Source organism: Metabacillus niabensis (genome assembly GCF_902829255.1).
Lineage (GTDB): Bacteria > Bacillota > Bacilli > Bacillales > Bacillaceae > Metabacillus > Metabacillus niabensis.
The window spans coordinates 50,985-75,321 of the sequence record NZ_CADEPK010000353.1; the positions used below are offsets into that span (position 1 = coordinate 50,985).

At 37.1% G+C, this 24,337-nt stretch carries 20 protein-coding genes and 1 riboswitch; of the genes, 7 read left to right on the plus strand and 13 right to left on the minus strand.

The window, feature by feature from the left end:
* The first annotated feature begins 2 nt into the window (after positions 1-2).
* Together HU235_RS20135 and HU235_RS20140 are read left to right on the plus strand one after the other, a co-directional pair.
* Positions 3-1,556 carry a polyamine aminopropyltransferase gene (locus HU235_RS20135; protein WP_145581609.1) on the plus strand — a complete coding sequence of 518 codons (1,554 nt, stop codon included), beginning with the start codon at positions 3-5 and terminating at the stop codon, positions 1,554-1,556.
* Positions 1,557-1,717: 161 nt separating this feature from the next.
* Positions 1,718-1,798, plus strand: a riboswitch (cyclic di-GMP riboswitch).
* Positions 1,799-1,885: 87 nt separating this feature from the next.
* The gene (locus tag HU235_RS20140) at positions 1,886-4,165 is read left to right on the plus strand and encodes a putative bifunctional diguanylate cyclase/phosphodiesterase (RefSeq protein ID WP_233452324.1); all 2,280 of its coding nucleotides are present in this window, start codon (positions 1,886-1,888) and stop codon (positions 4,163-4,165) included.
* Between the two features lie 119 nt (positions 4,166-4,284).
* Here HU235_RS20140 and murI read toward each other — a convergent pair whose 3' ends face one another.
* Both murI and HU235_RS20150 read right to left on the minus strand, forming a co-directional pair.
* Entirely contained in the window at positions 4,285-5,067 is a 783-nt protein-coding gene (murI, locus tag HU235_RS20145; protein WP_174881367.1) for a glutamate racemase, read from the minus strand.
* 61 nt (positions 5,068-5,128) lie between these two features.
* Positions 5,129-5,989, minus strand: coding sequence for a LysR family transcriptional regulator (locus HU235_RS20150; RefSeq protein ID WP_174881368.1), 861 nt, complete (start codon positions 5,987-5,989; stop codon positions 5,129-5,131).
* Between the two features lie 274 nt (positions 5,990-6,263).
* Between HU235_RS20150 and HU235_RS20155 the strand changes: the two genes are divergently transcribed.
* Positions 6,264-7,349, plus strand: coding sequence for an NAD(P)H-dependent flavin oxidoreductase (locus tag HU235_RS20155; RefSeq protein ID WP_174881369.1), 1,086 nt, complete (start codon positions 6,264-6,266; stop codon positions 7,347-7,349).
* Between the two features lie 52 nt (positions 7,350-7,401).
* Here the strand turns inward: HU235_RS20155 and HU235_RS20160 are convergent, their stop codons facing one another.
* A complete protein-coding gene (locus HU235_RS20160; RefSeq protein ID WP_174881370.1) occupies positions 7,402-7,830 on the minus strand; it encodes an HIT family protein in 429 nt (142 codons plus the stop codon).
* A gap of 693 nt (positions 7,831-8,523) precedes the next feature.
* Between HU235_RS20160 and HU235_RS20165 the strand changes: the two genes are divergently transcribed.
* Both HU235_RS20165 and HU235_RS20170 read left to right on the plus strand, forming a co-directional pair.
* Positions 8,524-9,450 carry a hypothetical protein gene (locus HU235_RS20165; protein WP_174881371.1) on the plus strand — a complete coding sequence of 309 codons (927 nt, stop codon included), beginning with the start codon at positions 8,524-8,526 and terminating at the stop codon, positions 9,448-9,450.
* Between the two features lie 7 nt (positions 9,451-9,457).
* Complete coding sequence (locus HU235_RS20170) at positions 9,458-10,231, plus strand: SH3 domain-containing protein (protein ID WP_141231497.1); 774 nt, start codon at positions 9,458-9,460, stop codon at positions 10,229-10,231.
* 72 nt (positions 10,232-10,303) lie between these two features.
* On the opposite strand, the gene HU235_RS20175 is transcribed toward HU235_RS20170, so the two are convergent.
* Positions 10,304-10,861, minus strand: a complete 558-nt coding sequence (locus tag HU235_RS20175) for a competence protein ComK (protein WP_174881372.1) — start codon at positions 10,859-10,861, stop codon at positions 10,304-10,306.
* 780 nt (positions 10,862-11,641) lie between these two features.
* A complete protein-coding gene (locus HU235_RS20180; RefSeq protein WP_174881373.1) occupies positions 11,642-13,066 on the minus strand; it encodes an aminotransferase-like domain-containing protein in 1,425 nt (474 codons plus the stop codon).
* 102 nt (positions 13,067-13,168) lie between these two features.
* On the opposite strand from HU235_RS20180, the gene HU235_RS20185 reads away from it, so the two are divergent.
* Together HU235_RS20185 and blaOXA are read left to right on the plus strand one after the other, a co-directional pair.
* Positions 13,169-13,771: a LysE/ArgO family amino acid transporter gene (locus HU235_RS20185; RefSeq protein ID WP_095299691.1), complete on the plus strand. Its 603-nt coding sequence runs from the start codon at positions 13,169-13,171 to the stop codon at positions 13,769-13,771.
* 281 nt (positions 13,772-14,052) lie between these two features.
* Positions 14,053-14,871: a class D beta-lactamase gene (gene blaOXA / locus HU235_RS20190; protein ID WP_233452326.1), complete on the plus strand. Its 819-nt coding sequence runs from the start codon at positions 14,053-14,055 to the stop codon at positions 14,869-14,871.
* Positions 14,872-14,942: 71 nt separating this feature from the next.
* Here the strand turns inward: blaOXA and HU235_RS20195 are convergent, their stop codons facing one another.
* The 8 genes from HU235_RS20195 to HU235_RS20230 form a co-directional block, all read right to left on the minus strand.
* The gene (locus HU235_RS20195) at positions 14,943-15,287 is read right to left on the minus strand and encodes a hypothetical protein (protein ID WP_174881374.1); all 345 of its coding nucleotides are present in this window, start codon (positions 15,285-15,287) and stop codon (positions 14,943-14,945) included.
* Positions 15,288-15,474: 187 nt separating this feature from the next.
* A complete protein-coding gene (locus HU235_RS20200) occupies positions 15,475-16,362 on the minus strand; it encodes a LysR family transcriptional regulator (RefSeq protein WP_174881375.1) in 888 nt (295 codons plus the stop codon).
* Positions 16,363-17,071: 709 nt separating this feature from the next.
* Positions 17,072-17,578, minus strand: coding sequence for a carbonic anhydrase (locus HU235_RS20205; protein WP_174881376.1), 507 nt, complete (start codon positions 17,576-17,578; stop codon positions 17,072-17,074).
* Positions 17,579-17,634: 56 nt separating this feature from the next.
* The gene (locus HU235_RS20210) at positions 17,635-20,250 is read right to left on the minus strand and encodes a DUF2309 domain-containing protein (protein ID WP_174881377.1); all 2,616 of its coding nucleotides are present in this window, start codon (positions 20,248-20,250) and stop codon (positions 17,635-17,637) included.
* Positions 20,250-21,779 (minus strand): NADH dehydrogenase subunit 5, encoded by a 1,530-nt coding sequence (locus HU235_RS20215; RefSeq protein ID WP_174881378.1) that lies wholly within the window; start codon positions 21,777-21,779, stop codon positions 20,250-20,252. The genes HU235_RS20210 and HU235_RS20215 overlap by 1 nt, the downstream gene beginning before the upstream one ends.
* Before the next feature lie 507 nt (positions 21,780-22,286).
* On the minus strand, positions 22,287-22,649 hold the full coding sequence (locus HU235_RS20220) for a Na-translocating system protein MpsC family protein (RefSeq protein ID WP_145581623.1): 363 nt from the start codon (positions 22,647-22,649) through the stop codon (positions 22,287-22,289).
* Between the two features lie 538 nt (positions 22,650-23,187).
* Complete coding sequence (locus tag HU235_RS20225; RefSeq protein WP_174881379.1) at positions 23,188-24,015, minus strand: DUF817 domain-containing protein; 828 nt, start codon at positions 24,013-24,015, stop codon at positions 23,188-23,190.
* 94 nt (positions 24,016-24,109) lie between these two features.
* A complete protein-coding gene (locus tag HU235_RS20230) occupies positions 24,110-24,334 on the minus strand; it encodes a helix-turn-helix domain-containing protein (RefSeq protein ID WP_145581625.1) in 225 nt (74 codons plus the stop codon).
* Positions 24,335-24,337 lie beyond the last annotated feature (3 nt).

The window sequence follows — 24,337 nt, forward strand, 5'->3', positions numbered from 1 at the left end:
TTATAGTGAGTGAGAAAAAAAATAAACAAAGCAAAGCGATTTATTGGGCTTCGGGGATCGTTTCCGTTTGCGGGATTATCTTCGAGGTTCTATTCGGCGCAGCTGGTTCTTATTTACTTGGTGATGGTGTAAAGCAATACACCCTCACCATTTCTCTTTTTCTAACCGGAATGGGAATCGGTGCGTCAATAAGTGAAAGAGTAACAAAAAATTTAATATTATCATTTGTTTGGATTGAATATCTCATTGGAATTCTAGCCGGATTTTCAACCTTCCTCCTCTTCGGGGTATCCGCGTTTTTAAGTGAAGGAATGGATTCGTTATTCCTTTATACAATTACATTAGTTGTTGGAGGATTAACAGGTGTTGAATTACCGATTTTAATTCGTAAAGCAAATGAAATTGGTGTCACCGTTCAAAAAAGTACTGCACGAGTGCTTTTTTCAGATTACGCAGGTGGATTAATTGGCGGTATCCTCTTCGTCTACTTGTTTCGACCAGAGTTTGGCCTAGTGAAAACAGCGTTTATCGTAGCATTAATAAATGTCATCGTGGCACTCTGGATCCTTCTCTATTTTAAAAAGGAAATAAAAACGTTCAAGCGCCATTTCACAGCTGGAATTGCGATCTTCCTCCTGCTCATCGTCGGCATATTTTTCGGTGAGGAAACAGCGTTTACGTTTGAACAAAAGCTTTACCGAGATCCGATTATTTATACAGAGCAAACCGCCTACCAGCAAATCATTTTAACAAAGGAACAAGGTGATTTGCGTCTTTTCCTTGATGGCCAGCTGCAATTTAGCTCAACAGATGAGCATCGCTATCATGAGACACTTGTTCACCCTACAATGGCAACAGCGGAGAAAAGAGAAAACATTCTTATTCTTGGCGGCGGTGACGGCTTAGCCTTACGCGAGCTGCAAAAATATGATGAGGTTAAATCGATGACACTCGTAGACCTTGATCCAAAGGTCGTTGAGCTCGGTAAAACGAATCGTGATATCGTCACATTAAATAAACATTCGTATGAGGATGAACGTGTCAATGTTGTTAACGAGGACGCGTTTCAATATTTAAAAAGGGACAAGCAATTTTACGACGTCATTCTCGTTGATTTGCCTGACCCGAATAATGAATCATTGAACAAGCTGTATACACTTGAGTTTTATCAGCTGCTGCGAAATCATTTAACACCAGGCGGCTCAATGATGATCCAGGCAACGAGCCCAACGTTTGCAACAGAGGTTTATTGGTCGATTAACCAAACCGTTCAGGCTGCTGACCTACAAACAGCCAACCTTCACGTAGATGTCCCAAGCTTTGGAGATTGGGGATTTGTTCTTGCGAAACGAGAGCCCGTCAACCTAAAGGATGCAAAAATAACCGTCGAAACGGAATTTTTAACGAATGATGTCCTCGATGGTCTTACAACGTTCGGCAAGGATATTGACAAAGATATCGTCGATGAAAAGGGGCGAAAAGTACCAATCGAAACAAACACACTAACCCGTCCAACGATTATCGAAAAATACGAAAAAGCATGGAAAAGCTACTAAAGCAAAGCGAGCAACCTCTTGGGGACAGTCCCCAATGAAGGATGCTCGTTTTTATTATATTTGTTTGTCGACAAATTACGACAATTACACATATAATCTAGGAAAAAAGAATGATGTGATGAGGCATTTTATGATAGAATGTAAGAAAAAATAGAATTATTCTACTAAAAAGGCAAACTCATCGAAAGGTGAAGACGCAAAGCTACAGACCTAAAGGAAACTATGGTGGCTGAGTTACCAAAGGAATAGCGAAAAAGGTTATTACCAATGGGAAATAGCCTTTTTTATTTACACAATTTACTTTTAGTGACTAACTGTGAGGTACTACGATGTTAAAATCAAAGCGTTCAGCCTACTTATTCTTTTTCATTCTTATTGCAGTATACTACGCTAGTCTCATTTTATTTCACGACAATCTCTGGATGAGAGCCTTTATCGCATCCTTTCTTCCCATTGTCGCAGGCCTTGTAAGCTTTTCTTGGACGTTTAAAGCTTATCAAACGATGGCAGATAAAAATCGCTATTTTTGGCTCCTATTTAGTATTGGGATTTTATTTTTTACGCTATTTCATTTCACCTTATTATTTTTTCTTTTAACTAACCGGACACACAATATAGAAATCGCTATCATTTTATTATCCGCTTATTTGCTATTTCTTACCGGGTTAGCATATAAAATTAGACAAATCAAAACAAATCCAAATCGTCCTTTTTTCTTTAATCTCATCATCTTTATGACAGTTGTCATGACGGTTAGTATTCATTACATCGTTAATCCTATTTTGCCTTATAGAAATTTCTCGCTTATCTCAACGAGTATTTCGTTATGCTTTCCAGTCATCATTTGGAGCATATCTTTTACAATCACTTACTTATTCTATCTGTTTCCCGCTATCCAAGATAAGAGGTCTTCCCTTTTTATTATAGGCGGCTCTATTATTCTAGTTATCGCGGATGTCATCTATATTTTCCAAAATCTAAATAATGATTTTTTGCCAGGGAATATGACTGATCCATTGTTAACGATTGCCATCTTAATCATTGGACTTGGAGGCTTGTACACGAAGGAAAAGACAAATGAGCGAGAATGGTTTACAGATACGTTAGCAAAAAATAATGGCTATATCTTCCCATACTTAAGCGTCATGATTTTACTCGTCCTTTATTTAGAAAGCACAAACTGGTATTATAATTCCCTTACGATCGGTCTTTGCCTAACATTGTTTTTAATTGTTGGCAGGCAAATTCTTTTAGTAAGAAAAAATTATTTATTAATTGCTGAATATCATCATTTAGCATACCACGATCCTCTTACAGGCTTATACAATCGCGCAAAATTAACAGAGGATTTTACCCAGCTTCAAGAAAAAATGGATTCAAGCCCGAACCCAATTGCATTGCTTTTATTCGATTTAGATCGATTTAAAAATATCAATGATTCGTTTGGACATTATATTGGCGATAGCCTATTAGAAGAAGTGGCGAAAAGACTAAAATCAAGCGCAAAGGAAAATGCACGCATTTACCGAATGGGTGGCGATGAATTCATCTTTTTATTAGTCAATGCGACAAAAGACGATAGTATCACAACGGCTAAACAGATTCTAGCTGAATTTTCTAGACCATTTAAAATTGCTGACTATGACATAACGATAACACCGAGTATTGGCATCAGCATGTATCCAGAAAACGCAGCAAACCCTGTCTCTTTACTAAAAAATGCTGATGCCGCCATGTATTTAGCTAAGGAAAAAGGAAAAAATAACTACCAATTTTATTGCTCTCAGCTAAATGAAACGATGAATCGAAAAATGCTGCTTGAAACTGAGCTGCGTAACGCCATTGAAAAAAATCAGCTACAGCTTTATTATCAGCCTAAAATTGATTTGAAAACGAGAAAATTAGTCGGTATGGAGGCATTATTACGTTGGCAACACCCTACATTAGGGGTCATTGCACCAAGTGAGTTTATTCCGATTGCTGAAGAATCTAGACAAATTATTAGCATTGGCGAATGGGTACTTTTGACAGCCTGCAAGCAAAATAAACTGTGGCAGAATAGCGGGCTCCCCCATCTTTCTGTTTCGGTCAACGTCTCTGTTCGCCAATTTCAAGACAGTGATTTTTTACTAACGGTGAAAAGGGTCATTGCTGAATCTGGACTTGATCCACAGTACTTAGAACTGGAAATAACGGAAAGCATCATGCAAAACATGAATGAATCGCTACTGATTTTAACCGGGCTAAGAAAGCTTGGCGTAAAGCTATCGATTGATGACTTTGGAACAGGCTATTCGTCCTTGCATGTTTTAAAGGAGCTTCCAATTGATACGCTAAAAATCGATAAATCATTTATTGACAATATTTCAGATCCAAAAAATCAGTCGATGGTAAAAACAATTATTGATTTAGGGTTAAATTTCAACTTAAATATCGTTGCTGAAGGAATTGAGCATGAGCATCAAGCACAGGTTCTCTCAAGCTTTAACTGCAACTATGGACAAGGCTATCTCTTTTCAAAACCAATTCCGACTGAACAATTCAATCATCTACTCATACAAATAAAAATAGGCGGAAGCACACTAGGTTGTAAGAGTACGAATTTTTAAAAAGGGAAAGATAAATAAGGACATATCCTATGTTATTAGACTAATAGGGTATGTCCTTTTCTTATCCTGAATTTCCCCACTACCTTTAGCATGAAGCAGAAATGACTTAATTTAAGTGACTATAGTTCCAGCTCATCTAACCTTCCCATTAGCTTTTTATAGCTCACCAAGGTTTCTTTATCAACAACTTTAGAACCAGATTGAAAATAAACAATATCCCCTGTTCCATCGTTTATTTGATTCCTTGCTTCGAGAATTCGCTTTAGATTTTTTGCGGTACCTACACTTCCTGAAATAATGTCCACCTTTTCAGGAAAGATTTCCCTTACGCTATTTTCGAAATATGGGAAATGAGTACAGCCAAGAACAATCGTTCCATACTGCTCTAGATCCAATGCACTTACCTTTTCTCTTAAATATGGTACAACGACCTCTTCTCTAAATTCAAAGCTCTCGGCAAATTCGACTAGACCAGGGAGTGGCAAGCTTTCAACAATATCATGATGGTCTATACTTTTTACGAGATTATGGAATTTTTCCTCTTTGAGAGTCAAGCTAGTCGCCAATACTAATACTTTTTTTCGCTTTCCTTTACAGCTTTGAACAGCAGGCTTTACCGCCGGTTCAATCCCTAAAATAGGGAAGTCATACTTTTTTCGAAGATCATCAACCGCGATACTTGTAGCAGTATTACAAGCAATCACCAATGCCTTCACACCTTGATTTGCCATAAAGTCGGCCGCACGAAAAATATAATCCCTTACCTCTTCCTTTGGCTTTTCTCCATAAGGAACATGTGAGGTGTCTGCATAAAAGATATAGTCTTCATTCGGTAGGTACTTCAATGCTTGATGAAGTACAGTTATTCCACCGATACCAGAATCAAAAAAACCAATTCTCATTACGTTCACTCTTCCCTTTATTAATGCTGTTCTATTCTTTCATCATCTCCGAAAGAATGACCTATTCACTTAACATTTCAATAAATTTTAACAAAGCTATTGGTAAATAGTTTTCCTTTCGATAAATAAACATCGTTTTGACTTTCCCGTAGGAATTCGGCAATGAATGCTGTTTAACAGTTCCTGCTTGTACATGATTTTCAACTACACTGGAAGGAAGCATGCTAATACCGAGACCTGCAGCTACACAACCGATAATTCCATCTATCGTGCCAAACTCCATTATCTTATAGGGTATCATTTTTTCTATGTGTAGCCATTGTTCAAACCTTTCCCGATAAGCACATCCTTTATGAAAAACAAGCAATGTTCTTGTTTGAATATCTTTGATTGAAGCTATTGATGGATGGACGTTATCTGTAATGATAACGAGTTCCTCCTCGAATACTTCTTTCTCTATGAGATCAGGGTGATGAATAGGTCCAGACACAAAGGCACCATCAAGTTCATACTGAAGAATACCTTGAATACTTTGTTCAGTAGAGCCTGTTTTTAACGTTAAATCTACCTCTGGAAAGTGTCTATGATACTTTGAAAATAGGACTGGCAGGCGAACTGCTGCGGTTGTTTCCATTGAACCAATCATTAAAGAACCTTTTTGCGTTTGCTCATCCATCATCACATGTTTCGTTTCTTCTATAAGATCGAATATTTTTTCCGTATACGAAAGCAACAGGCTTCCTTTAGTTGTTAATACAGTACCACGATTATGCCTATAGAAAAGCGTTGTTTGAAGATCCGATTCCAGCTGCTGAATTTTCATTGTGATATTAGACTGCGCATATTGAAGCTCTCTTGCAGCTTTCGATATACTTCCTAGCCTTGCGACAGTCTGGAAAATTTTCAACGAGTGCAAATCCATAAAATTCCTCCACCACTTTTCAGATATCAAAATACCTGATAGCAAATCTCATTATTATGTATTATTCAATATACCAAAAAAGAGATATGCTTTAAATAGATTATTTTTTGGAAGAATTTCAACTTCGAAAATGAATCTCTAATTGCAGTTGAACATTGCCTTTCTAAACTCTATTTATACGATTGGACAGTTGATGGGGTCCATCTTGGTAGGAATCCTTATCATCTTGAGAGAAATCTAAAGGAAAATCAAATGACAGACGAGGTGAGAAATCATGTTTAGTAATGAAATGACAGAGCTTTTAAACATTAAATACCCTATTATACAAGCTCCTATGGCTGGCGGGATAACAACCTCAACATTAGTCGCTGAGGTTTCAAATTCTGGGGGGCTAGGGATGATTGGCGCAGGGTATATGACTCCTGTTCAAATACGAGAACAAATTAGGGAAATAAAGAAGCTAACTTCAAATCCGTTTGGGATTAATCTATTTGTTCCTAACGAATTTAGAGTGACAGAGAATGAAATAAAATCTTCCAATCAGCTCTTAGACCCTATTCGTCAGCAGTTACATTTACCTCAGCAAGATAACTTTGAACCACCATATTTCGAGAGTGTTTTTGAGGAATTTATTCAACAAATAAAAGTTGTCATGGAAGAAAAGATTCCTATTTGTTCATTTACATTTGGCATTCCTTCTAGAGAATGGATGACTGAATTAAAAAAATCAAACATAATTCTGATCGGAACTGCTACAACTGTTACAGAGGCAGTTGAAAACGAAAAAGCAGGAATGGATATTGTTGTTGTTCAAGGTAGTGAAGCTGGTGGACATCGCGGGAACTTTATTAACCGTTCACAAGAAAGCTCGATTGGGTTAATGTCCTTAATTCCCCAGGTTGTTGACAATGTTAGCATTCCTGTTGTTGCTGCAGGAGGAATTATGGATGGAAGAGGGTTAATAGCCTCGAAATGTTTAGGCGCAATGGGTGTACAAATGGGGACGGCTTTTTTGACCTGTATTGAAAGTGGCGCACATAAGGTTCATAAAGAAGCAATCCTTCATGCTAAAGAAGACGAAACGATTTTAACTCGTTCATTTTCAGGTAAATGGGCCAGAGGTATTAATAATAAATTTATTATCGAAATGAAGAAACACGAAGCATTTTTACCAGACTTCCCTATTCAAAATACACTTACTCAAGATATTCGCAAAGCTTCTATTCTCCAAAACAAGCAAGATTTTACGCCACTATGGTCTGGTCAAAGCCCAAGATTGGCGAAAAATCAAACCGTTGAATCATTAATTCAAACTATTATAGCTGAAGCAAGAAAATTAATTTCTATAGAAGCAAGGTAATGCTAATATACACAAAAAGCCTAGCTGTAAAAGCTAGGTTTTCGTCTATACCTTATTGAAGTATTCCTTTGATTACTTCAACTAATTCATTTCTTGTCTCTAACAATTTACTCTTTAAGCCTTCATTATTTAAAGGGGTTTCTAAATAGAAATCCGCAAACGGCTGATGCTTATATCTTGGTACAACATGCATATGATAATGAGATAATTCACTAAATATTCCCCCATTTTGGCATATAGTTATCCCGTCAGGTTTATATAGTGTCTTAATAGCTTTTGCAAGCAGCCTTGATGTCTGCATGATAGCATTCGCCGTTTCTTCATCCAGTTCATCAACATCTTCAAAATGCCCTTTTGGAAGGATCATAACATGTCCTTCATTAAATGGGTCATGGTCTAAAATGCAGCAAATAAAATCGTCCTCATAAACGACATTCACACGTTTCATCTTATTAGCTAACTCACACCCTAAACAACTCACAGAATCACCTCTCTGTTGTATTTCTTTTTCTATATATCATTTCCTTCTTTACCTTCTAAACTACTCTTTTTCCGCCATACCCCCTCCTCCGCTCGTCTTCCCCTGTGAATAAAGACCCTTATTTTGTATAATAGAATTAGGATATGTCGAACAAGAAAGGAAATTGTAGAACGAGCAACTAGTCTGGGAGTCGAATCAACCTGAAAATCGCCAAGGCGAATAACTAAGCTTTTGACGTTTACAAGAAAATCCGTTATGACTCTTCTATCCTGTGATTCAAGTGAATAAGTTATTACAAACGATGGACACGTCCTTTTTAAATGTTGGAGGAGGAAGTGCAGGGTTACCCGACAATTTCACTTATCAATTTTTTCAGATGCCTTTTCAGCCAAAAAGTAGTTATATCATCGACTTAACGAATATATTATTTTTGAAGAGGACTAGTTTTACAGTTTGCAAGGAATTCCATTCTTTTATTGATGGAGTAAACAATTGCTGGGTTAAATTTAACTAACTATTTCTTGAGACTTCCGAATATTTAAAGCAACTTAACATGAATAAATTGAAATTCAAATCTTTTTGCTCTCATAATTACGAGCATATATATGTCAATAACAGAATAAATCATTTGCTGAAGCTACATATGACCTTCAGAACCGATAGAACTGATGAAACAAAGAGGAGGACGACAAGATGAATTTAATTGATGTACAACCTGTCAAATTTAGTTTTTTTGAGAAGCCACCTGCATCATCGATGACACAAGCCTTTGTTTATACAAATGAAAATAATAATTTTTTAGTTGTGAAAAATGGTGACCGCATTTCCCGCAGTGATTTACGGGCAGGAAAATATACGAAGATGTATATCGTCAATATGTCGACGTTAAATTTCCATTTTGAAAAAGAGGTCCCTTCTCAGGATCGCGGTCGCCAATTTTTAATTGACTTATCGATTGATTATAAGGTTGTTGACCCAATTTCATTAATCCAACAAAATGCTGGAGAAATCGTAACCTATATTAAAAAGAAGCTTCCATATTGGCTTGAGGAAATTACGATCGATTACCCAATTTCTGAGTCAAAACGAGTGAAGCGTCATATCGAGGATCTTCACGAGCATTCATCAATGGTTGCAGGCTTAAAACAAGTCGGTGTTGCGATTACTGATATAAATGTTCTTGTGAAGCAAAGTACAAATGATCAGGAGCATGATAAAAAATTTAGAGAGATTGACCAGGAGCATGAGCTTGAGGTTCACCGTCGGGAAAAGAGATTAATGAAGGCTCGCTCACTTGCTAAGGAAATACAGGATGCAATCGAAAAGGGTGACTTGCTGACTGCCTTACTTATTGCTGAGGAAAATCAGGATGCTCGTGATATCGTGAAAGCTCGCTTACAAAATGAGGAAGGCTTCCGTCTCGAAGTGCAGGACCAAGTCAGAAAATTGCTGCTTGACCCTTCCGTTAGTGAGTTTGAAGCGAAGGAGCAAATTGCGAAAATAAGAGCATACTTCCCACATGACCCTATACCTGAGAGCAAGCGTCTATCAGATGTCAGCTATGAGGCAGATCCTCTAGATGATTTGAAACGTCTTTATCATTCAACAAAAGGAGAGTAGGTGAACTGTGGAAACCATTATCAATCAACTATTTTGGCTTTGGGTCCCACTGTCATTACTGCCTGTTTGGCTACGAATCGCCATCATCACATATATCGTGGTTGTATGCCTAAGACCAATTATTATACGCCTACTCCCCCGTCTAATAAAATGGGGCAGTATTTTGCTACAAAAAATAACTGAACTCGTCTCATTGGCTTTCATGAAGCTTGCACATCGCAAGCTAATGAAACGACGTGATGAAGGCAACTATGTCATTCCAGCATGGGTTGACGTGATGGAGGATAGCGTTGCCTTCCTATTAAAGGGATTTATGAAAACTGAGCAACTGTTCAAAAAACGGACAAGAAATAAATACACGCTAAGAAAAACGTTCCGGATTACCGCACTTTTATTAGCTATCATTTTACCTATGGCCATTATCAACAACCCAACGACGACCTATTCAAAATCGTGGTACCAATTTGAAAAATGGGCATCAGAGGAAAAGGTAAAAAAAGCTTTAGGCTTTGATTTGAGTGATTTGCAAGGAAAGGTAGGAACGACTTTAAAGCAGGTTGAAGGCGTAGAATACACACTAAAGGAGCAATATGAAGAAGGCGGCAATATCCGAGAAACCCCTTCCCTAGACGGAAATATTGTTGATAGCTTAAAACTAGGTGAAACTGTAACATACTTAGAGGAAGAAGAAACTGATAATCGTGGAATCACTTGGCTAAAGGTGAAAACCGCTGATGGAAAAGAAGGCTGGATTTCTGCCAATATTGTTGTAAAAGCATAGGGTTAAAGGAGAAGGAACAATCCTTTTCACCATACAAAAGGGTCCGAATCGTTCCTTCTCATTTCGATTTCATTAATTTTCAAATCTAGGAATTTTATAAATCGTTTGGCTTTCAGCAATGATTTGACTGCGATACAAGTCGGTGATCTTTTGATAACGAATTTCATATGTATCAACTAATCGTGCAGCCTTCTCTATTCGTCTTTCTAGCGTATCACGGGTAATGTTAAGCTCGACTCGCTTGTGGTTTTCTAGCGTGACAATTGAACGATTCCCCTTCGGATCGATACTTCGAACATGCCGATAGGAAATCCAGCAATTTTCTGACTTTGTCGGTGAACAGGTTGGAATCATACACATTTTTGATCTTTCACTAATTAATACCGGGAGCAGCCTTTGATTGCGCAAAATTCCGCCTGCCGATTGATTTCTCCCTGGTAAATCAGCACCAAAATACTCTAAACTATTCATGACAATCTTTCTCGGATTCTCTTTAACCTGTATTTCTTGATATACCTCCATCACATGGCTATGAAGATAAGCTTGCTCTGTGTAAAATGGAGTAATAAGCATTGTATTTTCATGAATAATATAAGGATCCTCAACGATCGGTAATAAATGGTCATCCATAACTTTTATAGCTCCCCTCAAAAAAATTCATTCTTTCATTTTTATGTGGAGTTGGATATAATACCAAATGTAGTTGGAATCTTTTCAACTCCAAACAGTCCTTAAGCACACACCTCACCAAAGCTGTCGTGCTTAAGGATTTTTGTCTACCTTTGCGAACAATTTTAACATTTTAAAGCTCCTATTTTAATGTTAGTACTACGTTAAATGGCCTGGATAAAATACATGAGTAGTCATAATCAAATAATCTAGGATGTTCGTTTGCTACCATCACCATCACACTGAACTCTCCCTTTTCATTTAATTATTTTTTCTGAATCGAAGCTTGTAAACCTTATCATCTACTGGAATTTTTGATCATCACCTCCGTTTTCAATGTAGACTTTACGTCGAAAACTAAGATGTTGCGGAACTTGCGAGGTAAAAGCGAGTAAGGGTGAAGTCGAATCATAGGTGAAGAACACGAATATATTATAACTTCTTTCCTAGGAAAATAAAGCCATTTTACAAATTCTTATCAAAATTTTAACATTTTTTCCCTATTGGAAATTAATTTTTCACTACATTTAATAGCTGATTTTACAAAAAAATAGAGATTTGGTTGTTCTAATACATCACGTTTTCTTAGTGAAATAATAATAGAGCTTTTTACTTATATGAACCTGTACATTGGTCTCTGAAATTATCAGTGTTTCAAGCATACTATTAGATTTTGCTATGATAATAAAAAACACTCTATTCTCGCGAGAAAATAGAGTATTATGATCACAATGAAAAGGTCTAGCTAGAACCTATTACCTTTAATAGACGATCTAATCCTAGCTTTAATCCCTCCAAAGAAGCATACGCATAGGAAAGACGAATATGATGTAAATCACTTGAATCATAAATATAGCCAGGGTTTATTAACACATTTTGTTTTAGTAGATTTAAAAATAACGATTTATTTACAATCGGTTGATTAAATCGTAGCCAAATATAAAAGCCTCCCTCTGACCTTTTCCATGTAGCCATTTTACTAAATTGTTGTTCTAAAATCCTTTCAACGAATGCTGCCCTTTTCTTCAATTGCTCACGTAGGTTAGTTAAATGCTTTTCATATAAACCAGTTGATATCCAGTGTGCGACAATTTCTTGGGAAAAGGCACTTGAACCATAATCTGTTTGCATTTTTATATCTGCTAATCTGGCAATGACAGGTGAAGGTGCGATAACCCAGCCAATTCGTAAGCCTGGGCTTAACGTTTTAGATACACTCCCTATATAAAGGACTTGCCCAGATGTATCAAACGATTTTATTGCCGGTGGCGCGGTCTCAAATAACAATTCATGGTATACATCATCCTCAATAATAGGGATTTGGAGCTCATTGCACACATGATATAATTGTTCCTTTTCTTTTACAGACAAGCTATCCCCTGTTGGATTATGCAATGTCGGAACAGTGTAAAATAACGATTGTCTTTTTCTTTTTAAAACCCTTAAATGATCAGATAAATTAGCATTTCGCGTTACTGAAATCATCCGCATTCCAGCAGATTGAAACGGATGGACAGAGCTTAAGTATGATGGCTGCTCGTGAAAAACGATCGAGCCTTCCTCTAGCAATCCCATTGCAATTAATTGAAGGGCTTGGAGCGCACCAGAAACAATAAGGATGTTCTCTGGCTCTGTTTGAATACCGCGCTTTTTTACATATTCACAAATGATGTTTCTAAGCCGCTCATTCCCTTTTGGCGGTGAATAGCCAATTGATTTTGCATCAAGGGAAATCTCCTTTAAAGACTGTTCAATTTGGTCTGTCGGGAGTAATTCTGGTGATAATTCACCTGTTCCGAGGCGGATGATATGGTCGTATTGCTCATATTCATTGATGAGTTGAATCGTGTGGTAGTTTGGCTTATAAATACTTGATTCAATATGCTGCTTCCAATTCGGCTGAGACCTGTTCAAAAGCACATTCCATGAATGATTAGCAACAAATACACCTGAGCCCATTTTTGACTCAAGTAAACCATCTGCCTTTAATTCATCAAGTGCAAGCTGGACGGTGCTTCGATTTACATGAAATTGTGTTGCCAGTTGTCGCTGTGTCGGGAGCTTTGTGCCAACAGTCCAATCTCCCCTTTCAATCCGAGCTTTTATCCATTCGACAATTTGCTCTTGAATCGTCAAATGAGACTTACGGTTTGGTACCCACTTCAAAATATATCCCCTCTTAAATTGGATGGATAAAAAGCCATCCAATTGGTCGTTTTCTTTAAGTTTTATCATAGTAAGATAGAAATTGAAAGGAAGTTGATAAAAATGGAACCTATTCTTCACGGAATCATTCTAGCATTCGGACTTATTTTACCTTTAGGCGTACAAAACGTATTTGTGTTTTCACAGGGAGCCACACAGCCAAAGCTACTTCAAGCACTTCCTGCGACGATAACGGCCGCCCTATGTGATACACTTTTGATCGTTTTAGCGATATTCGGCTTATCTGTTATCGTCCTTCAATTTGAATGGCTGCGGATTAGCCTAATGGTTGTCGGCATTTTGTTTTTATTTTACATGGGATATGCGATTTGGCGGTCTGTACCTAAAGCAAAGGAAACGGGCAAAGCATTATCAATCCGGCAACAAATTGTTTTCGCTCTATCCGTTTCTTTATTAAACCCACATGCGATCTTAGATATCGTCGGTGTTATTGGAACAAGTGCATTAAAATATGTCGGAACAGAACAATTTTTATTTACGATTGCATGCATTCTCGTATCCTGGATTTGGTTCTTCGGATTAACGGTCGCAGGTGCAGCAATGAAAAGGTTAGATGGGACAGGAGCATTAATGAACATCTTCAACAAATGCTCCTCAATATTTATCTGGGGAACAGCCATTTATATCGCGATTGGGTTACGGTGATACAGTAAAATACATATAAAGGATCGATTTCATTGTGAAATCGATCCTTTTGCTGTTCTTCTACGTTCCTAGATTATAGTACTTTTTGAGTAATTTTAGAGAAAACCGCAATGAAAAGAAGGATTTCATTCTTTGGCATCTAAATATTACACTTGTAATATTTGAGTTTCCCAATTTATAATCATAGTGAAGGGTGGCGAAATTTTGAGAAAAGCGTAATTTACGTCTAATGAAACAACATACACAAATGAAAAACAAAGGAAAAGGGAGGCACTCTACTGATGAATGATTCAACGAAAAGGTGGTTTAAGCTTGCAGCATTCTTTATGCTCTTAATGCTCCTCGTTCAAACAAATCTAGTAAATGTCAGTGAAGCAAAGGCGCAAAAAACAAAGGAACTAAACATCGAAAATTTGTTTAATGGAAAAGACGGGACTATGGTGCTTAAAAATGTGAAAAAGGATGATATTTATCTTTATAACAAGGAAAGAAGCATAAAAAGATTTACTCCTGAATCAACATTTAAAGTGGCAAATTCTTTAATCGGATTGGAAACAGGTGTAGTAAGAGACGAGTATGAAGTGAAGCGTTGGGATGGTGTGAAAAGAGAATTCGAAGGCTGGAATCGTGACCATTCATTAGCCTCAGCAATGAGAGAATCAGCCGTTTGGTTTTATCAAGATATGGCAAGAGATATCGGAAACGAAAAGATGCAGGAATCTATCAACAAAATAAACTACGGAAACAATGATATATCAGGAGGCATTGACCAATTCTGGCTAGACAGCACATTGAAGATTTCCGCCAAAGAACAGGTTGAGTTCATCGAAGACCTTGTTAAAGAGGAACTCCCCTTTCAGGAAACGATCCAAAAGACAGTGAAACGAATGATGATCCAAGATGAACAGGATGAGTATATTCTTCACGGAAAAACAGGAACAAGGCTTTCAGATATGGGATTAGGGTGGTACATCGGTTTTATCGAAACAGATAAAGAAACATGGGTATTTGCCGTAAATCTTAATGGATCTGGAACTGAAGCAAAAACGATAGCAATCGAAGCATTAAAGCAAATGAACATAATGAATGAGGATAAATAAGGTCATGATATAGAAACCTGTAGTTACTCCTAAATTACAGGTTTCTTCATGAAAATACCTTACCCTCTATTCTAGTTTTTCTTACTGGCTACCCCTTTGCCAACAACGTTCTTTTTGTCCAAATCAACAAAAACAATTAGATTGCCAGAGGTTTCTGTATTTGTATGGTTAAATGTAACAGAGTAAACCTCGTCTTTGTCATAGTCATGATTAATGAATGATTCTATATCGTGATCAACTGCCACTTTCTTAACAAGTGAATCTTTAGGGCTTACAGGGATTAAATCTTGTTCTTTTTCAGATAAACTGTTGAAGGCAACCATTTCAATCGGCAAATCATTTTTCGAAAATAAATTACAGCCAAATAAAACAGCAGATAAAAGAATGAGCACTGAACTAACTACGAGCTTTTTCACAATCTCCCTCCCTTTACAAAATGGACGTTTCTCCTTTGCTTTTAGTTACAATAACATCGTTAGTTAGTAAAATCTCTTCAACAAGGTACTCCTTTAAGACAAAACTCCCTTGTCTACTCAAAATTGAACAAGAGAGTTTTGTTATGTAATGATAAATTGTAAAATTGCAACAATGAAAGTATCTCACTTAATTTAATATGTGACGAGTTAACTGAATAAAGGCTTGTAAGTGAGGTGTCATCCATTTATCTTTATGCCAGGCAATTTGCGTAAAAACTGGAGAAGGAAACCCATTCCAAGCAAGCTCCGTCATTTTTCCCATTTTCAGCTCAGTTTCAACAACCATTGAAGGTAAAACCGCTATACCTAGCCCAACCATTACACACTGTTTGATTGCTTCCACACTGACAAATTCAATTTTATTTAATGGATAAACCCCTTCAGCACTTAGCATTTCTTCAAACAAATTGCGATAAGAGCACCCTGTTTCAGTAAGCAAAAGCGTCTCGTGGATTAGATCAGTTGACTGGATCTCCTTTTTCGTTACAAACGGATGATCAGGTGAAGCTACCATTTTGAAATCTTCTTGGATAAGCTTCTCGACCTTTAAAACATCTTCAGGCTTTGAGGTGTCCATTATAAATGCAAAGTCGAGCGCCCCCTCTAAGAGCTGCTCCCTAGCTTTCTCGTCGGAATATGCTGGCTTAAATACGACCTTTACGTTAGGATACTGGTTTTTAAATTCCTTTAAAATTTGAGGAAGTCGGTATGTACATTGACTTTCTGGCGCTCCAATAATAAGACTCCCTGCTGACTCTTTATCACCACTTATTGCTTGTTTTGCTTCTTCGTTAAGCATAATCATTTTATCAGCATATAATTTAAACTTTTCCCCATCTTCTGTCAAAATCAGGCGCTTTCCTAGACGCTCGAACAACGGTTTCCCGAGTTCAGACTCCAATGATTTTATTTGCGCAGTGACACTTGATTGAGCAAAATTTAAAATTTTTGCTGTATGCGTAAAATTCAAATTTTCCGCAGCTGTTTTAAACGTAATTAATTGTTTGATCTCCATTGCCATAACCTCTTTTATTATATAAATCGAATTTTCCGATTGATTATATCAATATATTCAGCTTTATTGATTTATGATTCTATCATAAAATATTTGTAATCTTGCTGCAAGGTATTAAAATTGGATCCATTTTGCTGAACGTATACATCATTATGACTATAAATGGCTGAATAAAGAAAATGATGAGGAAGGAGGAAAGCGAGTGAAAAAGCACTCTAGCAAGTGGAAAGAATATTATTACGAAATCGTGAAAGCTATTTTGTTATATAAGTGAATCGATCGTTTTGTCTTAAAGGTGAATTATCATTTAGTAGCCAGATAGTGTAACCTATTTTAGATGAATGTCTTTGGAGAAATCACTAATCATTTTTAAAGGGGAAGAGTATTCCCTTCCCCCTATTTCTCATTGCAACTTCAGTCGAAGGTTGCTTTTTCTAATTATCTTATTCATTTTTTTGTACTAGGAGAATTTTTATAAGTTTCCGCTTGTCAGCATCTATCCTAGTGGGAATTCCCCCTTAAAAAAGCTTTAACGTCGCTACGGTTAAGAAAGCTGACAATCGCTAATAAGAGACATGGGCTCACATTACCTTGATGGATGAGACTTCATGATTATGTTGGTATGGATATTCCAATCCTCAAAGAACGTTTCGATGTTTTAGCTATCTCGATAATCATATGTCATTCAAAATGTTCTTTTAATCAAACGTTAAACCCTATTACTCGTTGGAATATCATCAATTAAGAATTTCCCATCCTGATTGTCCACCACTAATCCACGAACTTTAACTTCTGGCGGAACTAATGCATGATGTCTGATGATATCAACACTTTTTTCGATATTCTCAATGATGTTTTCTTTTCCATTTAGCCATTCATCTAGTGTACCGCCCTGAAACTCAGGTGTGCTATTTTGAAAAAGATAATCCAATGTATTTATCTTGTCTTTTATTGCTTCAAGTTGAGTTGGTATTTTAACTGTGGGAGTCCGTTGATCTTTTGTTCCAACAACTAAAATCTCTTCAACATTGTCCTGATAAATAGCAATAACAACAGCTCTCATTAAATCTCCATAAGGATGTGAAACGATGCAGCCATAGCTTTGTAGTGTTAGGATGTTTTCTGGTTGAATGGTCGTTACTTGTTGTAGGATAGGCATTAATTCTTGTGCAAAGTCTGATATCACTAAAACCTTTTTATGTTTATTTAAATTCATAAGACATACTCCTTCTCAATCATTTTTATGATTTTTTAACAATAATATTTTAGTAGTTACCAGTTTTCCCATCGACCATTTGGATCAACACTAGCAAGTCTAACCCATCCATTTTGAACCTTTTCTCGAAATGCTAAATCATGATTTAATAAACGCTCTACATAGTTTCTAGGTGCCTGGATAACAATTAGCAAACGAATTGGCGCATGAAAAGCTTCGTGATCTGATAGCATAACAGATTGCCAAGGTAGTCCTGACAATAAGTCACTTGCATTCCCTTGCATAACACCTACTCCTGCTGTCACAGTTTGTGTTGCTTTATTTCCACTACCATAATAATGAGGAGCTACCGTTGAAGCGTAATATTGTAAATTGATCATTTGCGCCACCGTTCCTGGACCAGCAATGATATTAGATAAGAGCTCACCGCCTTCATCCTGCCTCCAATCATAATTATGAAGGAACGCTCTACCTTCCAAATCACACTCCTGTGTTAATTCACGTTGCCCGATAATAAACGATGCGTTACGAGCTAACCCCCATTCAGGACGAATCTCACTCCAATCCTCTGCAAAACGGTGTGCTTCAGCATTAGGATTTTTAAGTTTCGATTTGAAATTCGGTAATTGAGCAAGACGCTCTGCATTTGCATTTTGACTTACTTTCGGCATAATTGCCTCAATACGATTAAATGCTTCTTGTGCAGGTTCAGAAAGTTCAGGGACGTAAATCCAGCCTAATTCATCGACTGTTGTATGATGCTCTGCTGCGACGAAAACCGTATCATTAGGGATGTTAATACCTTCTGTAGAAAGGACTTCCCTTACCTCAGGTAAATTGCATAAGGTAGCTAATACCCTTGCGTTAAATCCACCTGCAGCACCACCACATGCACCACATTCAAGAGCTGATGCATAAGGATTATTTGTACTTTGACTACTATGTCCACATATCACGACTAATGGTGCAAAATCCTTTGTTAGTCCCATCATTTTTAGAGCTTGGCGCACATAATTCACTTTTTCCTCTTCAGAAAAGCCAACAGGTATGTCTGACTCTTCGTCATGAACATGATGAAGTGAGAGTGTCGTATCAGGTTTGTGCAACCATGACTTTCGAAAATTGCGGATGAACCGATCTGCTTTTTTTGGTACAAAACTTCGTGCGACCATTTGCAAGCTAAGCAATGGGCCACTAATTTCAGGTAAAAATAAGCTTGTAAGTACATTCTGCTTCATCGTCTTAAATGTATAGCTTATTGAATTTTCTACCTGCTTGCGTTGTTGAAAAGATTTAAATTCATTTTCATTTGCGATCTCTTTTATTTTGTGCTTGGGATTTTGAATAACCGGCAAGGATGGATGACAATGTTCATTCCCAAGTTCCCTAGTGGCAATCGGTAACCCAAAAAAACCAGCAATTCCAATCGTTTCAAACGGGCCCTCATTTTCAAGATGGCGGCGAAAAGGCTCTGAACGTACATCAATACAAAAGGCTAATTGAGCCATTACAGTTTTTTTACTTTTAGGCTGTTTAGACGTAATCTTCTCTCTTAATCTGTCTGTGTGTGTTTGTTCCCAAGCCTCCAACCAAAGTTTTCTGCGAAGCTTTTCGTCAAAACGATAGGCAAATGATAAATATTCGGTTTGTTCAGACAGAGACATTCGTGACCAATCCTCGACCGAAAGACCGCCCCAATGAATCCATGCTGCTAAAAGTGATGGAATTGAAATCTTCTCCTCAGATTGTTGTTGCTTTGATAATGATACATAAGGTTTTACTAAAGCCAATTCCATGGAAATTCGAACCGCTAAATATTCGGTTAGAAGTTGTCGTTCATGACTCGATTGTTGGGAGCGCCAAAGCATCATTCCTGCCCATCCAGGTAAGGAAAGAAGATGGCCTTCTAGATAAGTTTGTATCTCTGAATAAGGGATTTCCAGCGCAGATAATGATACTGTTAGTGCTTCATGTGCCTCTTGTGGTAAGTCTTTTAAGCTTTTTCGCTCGAGTTTGTTAAGTGATGGATCATATTGAATGAGACGATGCCACGCACGATAGAAACCTTCCTCTCGATTCGGCATTGTCCAACCTGCCTGTTGATCATCCAAATATAATTTGCACCACTTGATAACATGATGATCGAGAATATTGATTAACGTTTCACCGTTTTCATTTTCTAATTTCGAGCTTATTGGTTTGCTTGTAACATCTTCAATGCCTTCCATATCAAGGCTAATGATTTCCTCAACTACTCTTTTTAACTCTGGTGAGGAAACGAGATTAGAAGGTAATGGTTCAAGCTTTAATGCTGCCTGGCAAAAAAGCTCTGCAGCTTCCCGTGGAATACGAAACGATTGTGAGTTTAGCCATTGTTGCAATCCCATTTGGAGAAAGGACTCATCAATCTCACCTCGTTCCTTTGCCGAAAGAATGACGCTAGAACTAGGATAGATATCGACATCACGGATATTTTTAAGCAACTCAGCAACATGTTCAAATGTTTGCTTTTCAAGTCCGACCCAAGGATTACGTGCTGCAAACATAGAGATTGGCGAAAGTGGTGTAATGACTCTGCTAGCTGTTTCAACTAAATCATTCAGTTTATTTTCTTGAAAATCAGTATTTGTATTTTTCAAATGTCCTTTAGTTAATACTGATGTAACGCTCATCACTGATTACCTCCTTGGAATAAATATTGCTTAAGGTAGTTTGGATGACTTTCTACTGATTTATATTTCGCCTCACCAAATCGAACTAACCAAAGATAAAGGATAGCGAATGTAGTAGAAGATTGATTACGGGCAACTAAAGCCCCAATAGCACTACCAAATAACAAGATGCAGACAACAACGATAACAGCTGCCATCGGAGGTTCACTTTGATAAACGACTGTATGCAACCACTGATGGAAAAGGTTATGAATGAAAAAGTAAATCACCGAAAATACAACCACAAATAACAAACCAGCCATTCGAGCAATTTTTCCCTCTCCAAAAGCAACAAGTTGTGTCCAAGAAACAGACAACGACCACCCTAGAATAATTGCACTAACCAATTGATACCCCTCTTCTGGAGCCATCAGCCAAAAAGCTACCCCAACTAGTAAGCCTAGCCCACGCCCAAACATAATCGATACTTTTGATGGTCTTTTATTATAACTAGTTGCAGGATGATAACTGCGTACTGCCGAACCAGCCTGTAAAAACAATGTAGCCTTGAACAAGCCATGTAAAACTAGATGAATAATGGCTGCTAAATAGGCACCTAATGCACATTGAATGAGCATAAATCCCATTTGCGCAATCGTTGAGCCCACAAGCTGACGTTTATAGTCAACCTGGACTAAGCTAATTCCAGTTCCGATTAATACGGAAATACTCGCAAGAATTAGTAAAATCATTTGCGTTATATCCCCGTTAAAAAGAGGAGAAAATCTCGTTAGCAATATCCCCCCCGCATTTACTAATCCTGCGTGCATAATTGCCGAAACAGGAGTTGGAGCAACTACAGACTCTATTAGCCATCGCTGGAAAGGCCATTGCGCTGCTGGAATCATCACAGCAAACATGATCAATAAATTAATTCCTGTTCTCTCCAAATCACCAAGTTGAGCTAAAATTTCATCAGTTAGAACGAAAGATAGCTGCCATTGACCTGTGACTAGATAAAGCCAAACTACCGCAGATGATAGTAAAACCCAACTTATTGCAAATAAACGTCCTGAAACTCTTGCTGCCTCATTTGCAACTTTCCAGCTGCTGTTCAACCTTATAAGGAGGGTCAATCCGATAAGAGTTATCCCCCAGCATACGACCATTAAGCGAAGATCATCACTTAACCAGGCAACTGAAGCTGCAGCTGTAGTGAAGGTAAAAAGTGTAAAATATTTTCTATATGAGCGATCACCCATTAAGTAACGAACGGAAAAGCGCTGAATAATTAAACCCATAAAAAGAACGAAGAAAGCCAATAACCAAGCTAAAGAATCTAGGTGCCAAAGACCGACAACTTCATTCGAATTAGTATTAATAAGTGCAAGTAATGAAACAAGTGGAGGTAAAGCAACAATAAAGATATGAATACGCACAAAGCTTAATGGCATTTTTGAATGTAAAAATATGAATCCACTTAAGCAAGAAGCAATAAGCATAATAAAATATAATGTTAAAAATGTTGATGAACTCAGCGAAACTAACATTTAAAATTCTCCCTTTTAATTAAGCTGACATTTCCCATAAATCCCATTTGATATTTACCCAATAAAAAAACCGACAACCTCAAAATTCAATGATGTTTTAAAATCATTGAATTTTGAAAATTGTCGGCTTCACTTCAACTAACTTTACCGAAGTTTTTTGAAGAGCTACCATTTATAATTAATTACAGCTTTTGTTTTAATCTCATTTGTCTAAGTTATGGAATTCTAGACTTATATTTCAATCCCCTTCAGATTTTCGGATACTTTTTCATTCAGTCAATATAACTATTAACAAAATGCTAAAGCCCTAATCATCATGAAAGTAATTGAAAATAACAACTACCGATTATTATGTTAAATTTAATATAAACTAAATTTTTTTAATTTGTCAACTTCTTGATGAGATTTTATTTTCGGTTATATTAGTCAATCGCTTTTAGCCATTGATACTTTACACATTAAATAATTTTTTTAAAAGCCATATGCTAGCCTATCTTAAATAGATTTTTAAAATTTTTTCTCAAGATCATTAAACAATTTAAATACCATTATTCGTTCTCCCGTGCGAGAGCTGAGGTCAGTATGAAAGCTTTTTACCTTTTCCCCTGTTACCGTTAAGACAATATTATAAAGCTCTTCGATACCTGATTCAACTAGCTCCGAACGTGTCCGCTTTATATTTAACATTCCACCTTTTGTTTCACATACGTTATATTCAGCAGGTGTTAAAATCCCTTGTAAATTTACAATGATCATATCCCGTAAAATATCTGTCTTAACAGATATAGAGCCACGCCCAAGAAAATCCTTTTCCCATTGCGTAATAGCCTTGCTTATTTCTGATTCGATAAAACCTTTTGATTTTTCCATTTTCTTGTGTATCCTCCTCAAAAGAAACATGTCATTCATAACGACCAACATATTTGGATGTACTCTTATTTTCACTTCACGAGGTGTGAAATGATACAAATATCTAATAAAAATTGCTTCCCCTTTATCAAAAGGATCAACTATTTAACCCTAAGTATAATAGTTTGACGATCTTTTGCTTCTTAGAATAAATGAGTAAGGTATCATTCTGCAAGAAAAAAAATCGAATTCAATTTCGCTAACCATGAATCTCTCTGCAAAATTGGTTCTAATTTACTATAAATGACTGAATGCAGAAAATCGAGAGAAGGAACAAAAGCGGAAATTAAAAAACTTTATTAAAATAGCATCGAATTCAATCAAGGAGCCTAACATTTTGACTGATCTTTCCAAATAGTTGAGGTTTTGCGAGGTTATCCCATGTGTTAAATAACATTAAATCTACGACATTTTAAAGGATTTATTACTATATGCATTAATTCACCTTTAAAAAAATATAAAAAAAGCAACCATTCAAAAGTTGCTTTTTCAAAATATCTTATTCACTCTTTTGTATACTAGAAGAATTTTCAACAATGCTCCCCTTGCTAATATCAATCCTAGTAGGATTTCCCCCTTTAATAAGCTTTAACGTCGCTACGATAAGAAAGCTAACAATCACTAATAAGAGCCATGAGCTCACCTTGCCTAGATGGACGAGACTCCATGCCTTCGTTTGGTTTGGATATTCCCAAGCGCCAAAGAACGTTGCGATGTTTTCAGCGATCCATATGAAAAATCCGATGAGGACAAAGGAAAGTGCAAGTGGCATACGGTAGAGAGTTCCACCAACCTCATATGTAACCCACGCTTTCCAAAAGACAATTATGACAAGGCCCGATAACCACCAGCGGACATCAATCCAATAATGGTGGGTGAAAAAATTCAAATAAATCGCAGCTGCAAGAGGGACAACGACAAAAAATGGTGGCCACTTGACCAATTGAACGTTAAGTCTCCGCCACGCCTGACAAAGATAACTCGCCACACTTGCGTACATAAATCCACTGTACAAAGGCACTCCAAAAACTTTGAAATATCCTTCCTCTGGATAAGACCATGAGCCCATATGTACCTTAAAAATTTCAAGCGCAAGTCCAATTAGGTGGAACAATGAAATGACCTTTAGCTCATCCTTTGTTTCAAGCCCAGAACGCACCATCAACCACTGCATGAAAAGGCAAATGATAAGCAGCCAATCATACCTTGGCAAAAAGGGAAGCGGAATGATTTTTGTCAACGCCAGAGAAGCAAAAATCACGACAGGAAACAAACATGATAAGGCCTGCTCCCACCCAAAACGAACGAGCTGTTTAAGTGCTCTCATACTTAAAGCCTCCCTCGGTTTTTTCTTCTTACTATATAAAAATCATGACTACTATAGTAGCTTTTAGATTTAACGATAAATGTTCACTGCAAAATTATGATTCTTGAATATCTTCATCGTTTTTGTATTCTAAAATATCCCCAGGCTGACATTCTAACGCCTTGCAAATCGCATCTAAAGTCGAAAGCCGAATCGCCTTTGCTTTTCCATTTTTCAAGATTGAAAGGTTAGCCATTGTGATTCCAACCCTTTCCGAAAGCTCTGTCACGCTCATTTTCCGTTTAGCTAGCATTACATCAATATTGATTATTATTGCCATATT

Bases quoted from the DNA above. Each gene is read 5' to 3' on its own strand.
- HU235_RS20140 (WP_233452324.1), top strand. From the start codon at position 1,886: ATGTTAAAATCAAAGCGTTCAGCCTACTTATTCTTTTTCATTCTTATT.
- murI (WP_174881367.1), bottom strand. From the start codon at position 5,067: ATGAGAATTGGTTTTTTTGATTCTGGTATCGGTGGAATAACTGTACTT.
- HU235_RS20150 (WP_174881368.1), bottom strand. From the start codon at position 5,989: ATGGATTTGCACTCGTTGAAAATTTTCCAGACTGTCGCAAGGCTAGGA.
- HU235_RS20155 (WP_174881369.1), top strand. From the start codon at position 6,264: ATGTTTAGTAATGAAATGACAGAGCTTTTAAACATTAAATACCCTATT.
- HU235_RS20165 (WP_174881371.1), top strand. From the start codon at position 8,524: ATGAATTTAATTGATGTACAACCTGTCAAATTTAGTTTTTTTGAGAAG.
- HU235_RS20175 (WP_174881372.1), bottom strand. From the start codon at position 10,861: ATGGATGACCATTTATTACCGATCGTTGAGGATCCTTATATTATTCAT.
- HU235_RS20185 (WP_095299691.1), top strand. From the start codon at position 13,169: ATGGAACCTATTCTTCACGGAATCATTCTAGCATTCGGACTTATTTTA.
- blaOXA (WP_233452326.1), top strand. From the start codon at position 14,053: ATGAATGATTCAACGAAAAGGTGGTTTAAGCTTGCAGCATTCTTTATG.
- HU235_RS20200 (WP_174881375.1), bottom strand. From the start codon at position 16,362: ATGGAGATCAAACAATTAATTACGTTTAAAACAGCTGCGGAAAATTTG.
- HU235_RS20205 (WP_174881376.1), bottom strand. From the start codon at position 17,578: ATGAATTTAAATAAACATAAAAAGGTTTTAGTGATATCAGACTTTGCA.
- HU235_RS20210 (WP_174881377.1), bottom strand. From the start codon at position 20,250: ATGAGCGTTACATCAGTATTAACTAAAGGACATTTGAAAAATACAAAT.
- HU235_RS20215 (WP_174881378.1), bottom strand. From the start codon at position 21,779: ATGTTAGTTTCGCTGAGTTCATCAACATTTTTAACATTATATTTTATT.
- HU235_RS20220 (WP_145581623.1), bottom strand. From the start codon at position 22,649: ATGGAAAAATCAAAAGGTTTTATCGAATCAGAAATAAGCAAGGCTATT.
- HU235_RS20225 (WP_174881379.1), bottom strand. From the start codon at position 24,015: ATGAGAGCACTTAAACAGCTCGTTCGTTTTGGGTGGGAGCAGGCCTTA.
- HU235_RS20230 (WP_145581625.1), bottom strand. From the start codon at position 24,334: ATGGCAATAATAATCAATATTGATGTAATGCTAGCTAAACGGAAAATG.